General features: G+C 43.7%; 4 protein-coding genes. All 4 read right to left on the bottom strand.

Going from position 1 to position 8,451, the window contains the following annotated elements:
* Positions 1-2,350, bottom strand: a 2,350-nt coding sequence (locus VK179_20880; GenBank protein HLO61218.1) for a glycoside hydrolase, incomplete at its 3' end; no start/stop codon positions are given.
* Between the two features lie 29 nt (positions 2,351-2,379).
* Positions 2,380-3,474, bottom strand: coding sequence for a hypothetical protein (locus VK179_20875; protein ID HLO61217.1), 1,095 nt, complete (start codon positions 3,472-3,474; stop codon positions 2,380-2,382).
* A gap of 16 nt (positions 3,475-3,490) precedes the next feature.
* Positions 3,491-5,251, bottom strand: coding sequence for a RagB/SusD family nutrient uptake outer membrane protein (locus tag VK179_20870; GenBank protein ID HLO61216.1), 1,761 nt, complete (start codon positions 5,249-5,251; stop codon positions 3,491-3,493).
* An 11-nt stretch (positions 5,252-5,262) separates the two neighbouring features.
* Positions 5,263-8,388, bottom strand: a complete 3,126-nt coding sequence (locus VK179_20865) for a TonB-dependent receptor (protein HLO61215.1) — start codon at positions 8,386-8,388, stop codon at positions 5,263-5,265.
* Positions 8,389-8,451: the final 63 nt, after the last annotated feature.

The following is an 8,451-nucleotide window of genomic DNA, read 5'->3' as shown; positions in this document are numbered from 1 at the left end:
GATCTCCTGCCTGATTTAAGAAAGCATCAAATTCCGTTGTATTTGTTTCAGATATACCGGTCGGGATATCTTCAAGTCCGGCGGAATAAGTGACCACTGATCGTGCAGGTACAACCAGATTTTGCGATGACAGATTGATATCCTGCTTCAGGAGATTTGAGAAATCGTCGGTAAGAAACAGGGCCGGATTCTTTATCGTTTTTTCATTGGCAAATTCCAGGGAGACCGCCCTGGCTTCTCCTGTGAAATTCACTGCCACAAGAACCAGCTGGTTTTCCTCATCGTTTGTGTAGGCTGAAAAAACAACATCCTGGTAAGTGTCTTTCAGGCTTAATGCATCGGAACGGGTAGTTTCCACCCGTTTCATTCCGGGCCGGATAAAATGGGAGAAATTTCCAAGTGTATACAATAATTTGGTAGGGTGATACTCCCCGTTATTGTTGGCTAAGTTGGTAAACACTTCGATTAAAGCAAATCTTGATTCGCCGCCGTGCTTGCCTTTTTCAAATGTGGTCCACCATTGCCAGGCGCTTGTCCCGGCAATATTCAGGTCGGCAGTGATTATCCGGGCAAATGAAAGGGCACAATCCATTTCAGATAGTTTCTGATTTGCCGGATACCCCTCACGGTAACCGGAACCCAGCAATGAATATTCTGTTTGCCATAGCTCCGGCACCGGATTTAATGACTTTGCGCTTGCAGATAAACTATTGCGTTCATCCACGAGAAGATTACCGTAATCGCTCCAATAACTGTGATAGGAAACAATGTTTGAGAATGATCCGGTGCCTACAAGCGACAGTGCAGAAGAAGCATCCCAGAACGAGGCCAGTTGCTTATCGGCATGTCCGGTTCCTCTTAGCAGGTTTGCAATACTTCCCGACTCAGTGATGAAAAGTTGCGTATTGAGGTTGCGGTTTATAAATTCATTAGAAATTGCCACAGCCACATCATGAATCTCCTGATTGGTCCATGGACTGCCTTCCTGGTCTACGGTTCCACCGCTAGCTGAAGGAGACCATCCCCATTGGGGTTCATTCAAGGGACTGAAATAATTAAAGTGCACACTTTCAGCCTCAAAGTGTTCGGCCACATCAGCCAGGAAACGTGCGTAATCACTGAAGTATTCAGGCTTTAATATAGTTGACATCGGCAAACCATAGTCACGGAATCCCAGGTTCTTTTTAGTATATAAAACAGGCGGGCTGTTTACAAACCCTATCAAACAGGGAACATGATAGGTTCCGGCAGCCTCTTTTAAAAACCATTGCTGACCCTTTTGCTTGTCCCAGTTGTAAGTCACGCTGTCGGCATTCAGAAATCCTTCCGTTCTCCTTGGAACGTTGCTGATCCTGCTGGCATTTCCCTGCTCGGTAGTACCGGCTCCTATATTAAATCTCCAGGCCGACAAACCTATTCCCAGGGGATTTCCCCTGTCATCTTTATCTGTACTGAACAACATCCTGGCCAGGTCATTCCTTTTTTCAAGCGGCCAGAATTTCCCAAGCTGTTCAGTATTCCAGGCATCGGATGAACCGAAATTCCGTATGGTCTGCTTTTTTGCAGCCAGGTCAATCGTAATTTCAAGCGGCGTACCGGTGGTTTCCCAAACCGTATGTAAGCCGTCAGGTTCAGGAACAGGTGTCCCGGCATACAGCGCCTGCACCTGGTTAGCAGACAGTGCTACATCGAAAATTTTTATATCATCAAGCCTTGCAGTGATATAATAATTATCTGATCTGTATGGATTTCCGCCAAAATAAAGCGAATCACCATGGATCAGATCCGGTGTGAACATGATATAACCGCCGGAAGCCTTTTGCCCGTTAATATAAACCGTCACCAGTTTACCATTGAATGTAACTGCGATATGCATCCATGTATTTTTCACAAGCGGTCGTGCATCGATATTTTCGTAGCTGCCGAATTCCTTGCAGTCGCTTATTAGTGAACATTGGTTAGCTCCCCAGCCGTTCTGAGGCGTGAAATAAAGGTTTGAACCGGTATTGGCATTGTGAATTTCGAATACCTGGTGCCATGAGGTTGCCCCCGTTGTTTCCCAATAAAAAAAGAATGAAACAGTGCAACTATCGGTTTGCAGCAATTGCTTGTTCAGAACGGCATACCCTTTCTGTGAGGAAGAAAACCTCAACACTATTCCTCTTGACGGGTCATTATACAGGCTTGTATGGTTTCGCAGATTAAGGATGGTATTCCCGGTATTATCCACAACCAGGCTGTCTTCAAACGAATAATCAGCCACCGGTTGTACATAATCCTGTGCAACCATAGTTCCTGTTCCTATGAAAAGAAACAGGAATAATCCCCGGGAAACATTCCAGAATTTCATCATGCGTTTATTAAAAGCTATGAGCTATTCTAAAAAATAGTCGTGTAAATTTTGAATGTGGAAGTGATACTGAAACCATCAACCGTCGTTCTTACAATTTCAAAATCTACCGGTGTAGTTGAAATATCAACCGGTGTCTCACCGCTGATTATTTCCTCACCGGTTGACTTTAAGTAAAGTTTAGCACCCTCAGTAAGCGTAAAATCAAGAATTGCGGATTGCAGCTGGGTTGGAGTCACGCCAACCAGGAAAACGCCAAAGAAAGTCTTTTCTGGATAGGCCAGCTGAAGCTTTTTGGTCTCTTCTTCAGTAGCTGCTGTTAATCCGTCCTTTGAATATTCAAGTGCGGCAGAACCCAGCACTTTCAGGTTTGAAATCACGGGATAAAAAAGTGCCGCGACAGAATATTCGTTGGATAAACCATCCTGTACAACAGTGAATTTCCTGACGATTGGCTCAAGGGTATTCACATCCAGCAGGTTTAGCTGGTAAGGATCGTCACCTCTTCCCTGCAAAAGGGTGCCTTCCTCACTATATACCTTAGCTGATGAGCTATTGGCACTGAAGAGCGGAGGTCTCTTATTGATCAGTACGGCATAATCTTTATCAGTAATACCCGATACACGGTTAATGAACCCTATCGGGATCGAAATCCTGTTACCATTAATAATACCCTCGGGACTGTATCCTGCAAGGGCGTTGTCAATGGCAAAGCGTGTAAAGTTATTTCCGTTGTTTCCCGGATTAACAGTGATTTGCTGTGTACTGACCTTCTGGACAAGTTTACCCTGTTCTTCGTCAAAACTTGATGCTACCATCGTAATAGTGTATGTACCCGAACGGAGGTAGGTATATTCAAAATCTTTACCCCTGTTCGGTGGTAATCCTGTATTTTTGGATTCACCTACCTTTGAATAATCCTGCCCTTCATCACCCGGCCAGAATGTAAAAGTTTCTCCCTTACCGATATTGGTTATATATACCGGTTCAAGAACATCCACTGAAGTCTTGCTTAGCTGCATTTCCGCTTTTGGCTCGACAAAAATATTGTATTCTGTGCTGCATGCCAGGAACAGGAAAGTAACGCCAGCTAAAACGGCTGTATGTTGAATAATTCTTTTCATTATCATAATTATAATGTTAGTACCCCGGGTTTTGTGCAATAATGCCATGTGCCAGCTCAATTTCAACCTGTGGTATGGGAAGCAGCTCATGCACGCCCTTTACGAAGTTGAAATATTGCTTTGATTTGGCAACTTCGGCTTTATAAGCTTCAGTAAGAACATCTCCGGCTGTGCCGTACCTCAGCAGGTCGAAATATCTTTCACGTTCACCGGCAAGCTCTTTCCGGCGTTCGATCTGAATTTTATCGCGGACATATACATACGGGCCATATGCGACGGTATATTTGAAAATATTGTCGATTTTGGGAATGGATGCTTTCAGGTTAGCTCTGATCTCATTAATAATGTCGATGGCAGTGATACCGTCCCCTGTTTCATTAAGCGCTTCGGCATACAACAGTAAAACATCAGAATATCGTAACAAGGTAAGATTGCGGGGGGAGCCGCCACCTCCGGGAGGCACTTCAGTGTTGGCTATCAGGAAGAACTTTACAAACCGCTGGAAATTCTCGGTAAAAACACCTCCCCAATATTCATTGTATTCAGCAGGATTATAACCGATAGGTTGCATATTATGTGAATAACAGCCGTAAAGATTCCTGGGATCGATACCTTCATTGGTCATGACGTCCATCAATGATTTTGAAGGACAAAATACATTGTTGTATAAATCATCGATCTGGTTGAACAGGTTGATCTGGCCGGGATCAACCCCTGTGGCGGTCATGCTGAGCACAACAAAGATGGGCTCCTTATTCGATGTAAGATTCTGATAATTCACCCTCCACATGTTCGGCCACGGTGTAAAGCCGTGTTTGGGACTCATCGTCGGAAAATTCTGAAATACACCTGTCCCGTCGGTTTTTGCCATTTCAGTTTGTTCAAAGTCATCCACTCTCAGGTTCAGCTTAAATTGTTCTTTCCACTGATCCCAGGTTAAATCAGGATAAAACTTTTCAAGTTTCAATATATCATTATAGGTAAGAACAGCGGCAGGATCCCCGTGATTGGCAATAATAGTCCTGCCAATTTTAACTGCCTCATCCCACTTTTCGGATGGCACTCCCTGTTTGGCCTGTGTTATCAGCACTTTCATAAGCATGCTCAAACCAGCATATTGGCTTATTTCACCGTAATCTTCGCTTGGAATATACTCACTCAACAGAATACAGGCGGTTCTTAAGTCCTTTTCGATATAGTCGTAAGTTTCTTCCTTAGTTGAACGGGCAACGGCCGGATTATTGATATCCTGTACCTCGGGAACAATGGATACACCTCCAAAAGTGCGCACCAGGTTGAAATAATAATACGCCCTGAGGAACAGGGCCTGGCCATATATCTGCTGCCAGCGGCGAACATCGGTATCATTCACTCCCTCTACATATTGAAGCTGGATATTGTCGTTTATATGACTCAACAACTGGTTGGCCTTATATATACCCCTGTAGTTAATGGTATACCAACTGCGTACCCAGCTGTTCTCAGAAGTAATATTGAAGTTTTGAAGCCTGAGGCCATCATCGCCAAAGTTGGTGTATGATGTAGCCTGGTAAATAAAGTCATCGCTCAGTGCATCACCGATAAGGGCCAGCGTATTCTGGAATTCGCCGCTCCGCAGGATAGTATAAGCTGCGTTCAGCGATAACTGAAGCTCATTGATTGTAAGATAGAAATCATCTTCGGTGGCTTTACCCTCCATTTGAACTTCAAGAAAATTTTCACATCCTGTTGACAGGGTAAGAAATAGTATGATGGATAAGAATATTTTATTTCTCATTGCTTCCTGTGTTAAATGTCCATTATAATTCCTGCCATGAAAGTTCTTGCCTGGGGATATGAACCCCGGTCAATACCCATGAATGTATTGCTTTCATTTCCGATTTCAGGGTCAAAACCTGAATAGCCTGTTATGGTTATCAGGTTATAGCCTCCGATGTACGCTTTCAGGTTGCTGATCCTGAGCTTATCCGACAACTTTTTGGGAAATGTGTAAGCCAGTTGCAGGTTTCTCAATCGCAAATACGATCCGTCTTCAATATAAAAATCAGATATCCTGTAATTGCGGTTATAGTCGATTGTATTGGTCAGCCTTGGATAGGGCGCATTTTCATTTTGAGTTGTATACGATTTCCCGATCAACCCCTGAACGGCGTTATTGCCTCCGTGGTAACCATAAAAATCATAGCGCTGAACATTAAATATGTCATTCCCCTGTACGCCCTGGAAAAATAACGTTAGTTCGAAACCGCTGTACCGGAATGCCATGTTAAGGCTGTACATAAAATCGGGATGCGGATTTCCGATATACGTTTTATCATTCTCGTCGATTTTGTTATCTCCGTTCAAATCCATAAACATGAAATCGCCAGGGACAGTGTATTCGCTGGGAACAGCCTTTAAAGCAAGGGTTTCCCTGTCGGCTTCATGCCATATGCCATTGGGGTATTTAGTTTTGTCAATTTTCCAGCCATAAAACATCCCGATAGGATGTCCGACAGCCGTATAGGTTGAAAACGTATTCAGGCTGGCATTTGTAAGGTATCCGCCCCACACGGGATTTCCCTCTTCGCCGAGTTTGGTGACTTTATTATGAATTTTTGTAAAGTTTCCGTTAATATCGATGTCAAACTTACCGACTCTCTTCTTCCAGCCAAGACTAACCTCGTATCCGTTGTTGGTGACTTCACCTGCATTTTGCCATGGTTCTGAACCCGACATACCGCTTGACAAAACCATGGGAAGCTTAAGAAGCATATCGGAAGTCTTTCTTAAGAAAATATCGAAAGAACCTGAAACACTGTAATTGAATAAGCCAAAATCAAGTCCAAGGTTTTCAGCACTTGTCTTTTCCCAAAGAATATTGGGATTACCCATTCCGCTGGCACTCCATGCTGGTTTATACATTGAATTCCTGCCATAGGCATAGAAAGTATTGCTTGTGCCAATGACCGTATAACTGGCATTCTCATCGATACGGTTGTTACCCGAGGTACCCCAGTTGGCACGGACTTTCAGGTGTGTCAGCCAGTCAAACTTTTTCAGGAATGATTCCTCGCTTACAGTCCATCCTGATGAAACCGAAGGGAAGAAACCCCAGCGATTTCCTTTGCTGAATATGGAGGAGGCGTCAGCCCTGAAGTTAAACTGAAGAAAGTATTTGTGTTTGAAATTGTAATCCACCCTGAAAGGAATTCCTGCTGATGTCCAGCTGATGTGATCGTCGGAATTGGTTGGACTCAGGTAGGCTGCGTTAAGCGACTGGAAAACAGGGTTATAACCAGGCGACATGGATTTCCGGGCGAACAGGTATTCGTTGTTATATCCTTCAAGTGCAAGGGCTGTAACCATGTTCAGGTTGTGCTCGCCGATCGTTTTATTGAAAGAAAGGATATTTTCAACCTGCCATTTGGTCTTGGTAATCTGTGCTTCCTGGTAGGTATCATCACCATAATTGATGTCATCATAATATTGATAGATATCGGGGGAATAGCGTTTCCTGAAATCTGTATTCTTGTTGTAATATTTATCAAAACCTGCGCGGGTATTCAGGGTAAAGGATTTGCCCAGGTTTATAGTGAGTTCAAGGTTATTTATATATTGATTGGTACTTTCATTCAGATCAGCATACCACAAGCGGGTATAGGGATTCCATGACAGGGCGTCTCTCACGGAAACCAATTCATCCCCTCTCCAGTTAAAGGCCTCGGCCGGGTGCAGACTTTGATTGGGGGGAGTATTCAGGGCGTACTGGAAGATGTTATATTCACCTTCCACCACTTTATCCCTTGTACTGTTGGTATAAATGCTGTTCAGATTCAGTTTCATGTAATTGGTGAGCTTGGTTTCAACGCCCAGTCGGAATGATTTCCTTTCCTGGTCCGATTTCTTAATGATCCCGTTTTCCTTGTTGTACAAGCCACTGATAATGAACTTTGTTTTTTCATTTCCACCCGAGATCTGGAGATTGTATTTTGAAACCATTCCTTTCCGGCTGATCCTGTCCATCCAGTTTTCGGCAGCATAATCATTAAACAGCAGGGTATCGCGGGCTGAATTCAACAAGAGCTGTCCCCCGTGAGCTGCCTCGTACAAATCTTTATACTGGTATTTATCCATAATATTGGGTTGTTTCCAGAAATCGGACATTCCCCAATAGGTATTGAAGTTGATTTTAAGTTTTCCTTCACTCCCTTTTTTTGTTGTAACGATAACAACACCGTTAGCCGCTCTGGCACCATAGATGGCAGAGGATGAGGCATCCTTTAAAATCTGGATATCCTGTACATCGTCGGGATTGAGGAAATCCATATTTTCTGTTATAAAGCCATCCACTACATACAGCGGGTCAGAGTTATTGATCGTTCCGGTTCCCCTGATCTTTATAGAAGCTACGGATCCGGGCGAACCTGAATTCTGAACTACCTGGACCCCGGGAGCCCGGCCCTGCATGGCAGTGGCTACATTGGTCACAGGAATAGAGGTCAGTTCTTTTGTTTTTATAGTTGAAATAGCCCCTGTAACATCAGCTTTCTTCTGGATACCATATCCGTATACAACCACCTCTTCAAGCTTAGAGACCATTTCTTCCAACACCACATCAATATTGGTTCTGCCATTTACTTTTATTTCCTGCTGGCCAAAACCGATAAAAGAGAATACAATCACCGCATCGGGGCCGGATACGGTAAGCGTGTATTTCCCGTCTATGTCTGCAACTGTGCCATTCATTGTTCCCTTTTCCACAATGTTCACTCCCGGCATAGGAAGATTATCCGTAGCTGAAGTAACCTTGCCCGACACGGTATGCTGAGCGATTTCAGAAGCCATACCTGTATTTGGGCTGTTTGAAAAAACGGAAACATTGATCTGAAAAATAGAAAATGCTGCCAGGAATAGATAAGCTATTCTTTTCATAAGCTTTTATTTGATTTTTTAAGGAAATGCGAAGTGGTTATCTCACATGGTTCAGGCATTAAA

It is taken from the genome of Bacteroidales bacterium, from assembly GCA_035299085.1.
Taxonomy (GTDB): Bacteria; Bacteroidota; Bacteroidia; order Bacteroidales; family UBA10428; genus UBA5072.
The sequence above is the reverse complement of the archived record's forward strand: the minus strand, read 5'-3'. Positions and strand labels throughout refer to the sequence as shown.